The organism is Paenibacillus sp. VTT E-133291 (assembly GCF_002264395.1).
Taxonomy (GTDB): domain Bacteria; phylum Bacillota; class Bacilli; order Paenibacillales; family Paenibacillaceae; genus Paenibacillus_AQ; species Paenibacillus_AQ nitricinens.
On sequence record NZ_NFVA01000215.1, the window covers coordinates 1 to 1,151 of the forward strand.

Annotated in this window: 1 protein-coding gene; it reads right to left on the reverse strand. The window is 46.1% G+C overall.

The genetic code is table 11. The features are described 5' to 3' along the window. Positions 1-98: 98 nt before the first annotated feature. The coding region (ltrA, locus tag CA598_RS31630; RefSeq protein ID WP_094879061.1) for a group II intron reverse transcriptase/maturase at positions 99-1,151 on the reverse strand (1,053 nt) is incomplete at its 5' end.

Here is a 1,151-nt window from a genome sequence, read left to right on the forward strand (position 1 = left end):
TTTTTTGTATTGTATAATTTCCTAAACAATCGAGTATGAGGGGGCGGCTAGCCCCCGGCCTCTCACACCACCGTACGTACCGTTCGGTATACGGCGGTTCATGAAATATTCCGTAAGGAGTTGTATCTGTCCAATACACTCTTTAATCCATTGGATTCCCAATATTGGTTATTCAATGCACGTTGCAGAATTGGACTCCCTGCAATTCGCCAGTACCCTTTCCGAGTATTTCCCCACTCATATGCTATGTCCTTAGGCACGCCTAAAGATATAAGCCTTTTGACTTTGGTTCTCGGGTTCTTCCATTGCTTCCAGAGACACATTCGCAATCTCCTTCGAATCCACATATCCATCGCTTTTAAGACACTTGGCGTATCCGCCAGACAGAAATATCCCTGCCATCCCATCAAGTATCGATTGATCTCCTGGATTCTCTCTTCCATTCGCATCGCTTTCTTCCGGGACGTGATCTCCCGAATTCGAGTTTTCGCTCTCTGCAAGGACTGCTTCGCTATCCTCACCTTGGGCTCTTTATCGTGACTAAAGCTAAACCCAAGAAATTTTCGTCTCCATGGGCGGTCCACCGCACTCTTCGCTTGCTTCACCTTTAGTTTTAGTCTTGTCTCAATGAATACATTGATGGATGCCTTCACTCGCTCTCCTGCTCTTGGCGTTTTCACGTAAATATTGCAATCATCCGCATAACGAACGAAGCGGTGTCCACGTTTCTCAAGTTCCTTGTCGAGCTCGTCCAAGACGATGTTAGATAATAACGGACTGAGTGGACCACCTTGCGGTGTCCCTTCTGTTGTCGGTTTTACTAACCCGTTCTCCATCACTCCTGACTGAAGATATTTTCGAATCAGCAGGAGAACTTTCTTGTCCTTCACTTTAGCCGAAATCTTCATCATCAGTCGGTCATGGTTGACGCGATCAAAGAATTTCTCCAAGTCCAGATCAACGACGTATCGATAGCCTTCTTTCATGAATTCTCTAGCTTTCCTTACCGCCTCATGTCCTCGCCTTCCCGGACGAAATCCATAACTGTGGTCAGAAAACTCTGGATCAAATAATGGGGTTAGTACCTGAGCGATTGCTTGTTGAATCATTCGGTCTGTCACGGTAGGTATTCCTAATAACCTAACGCCTCC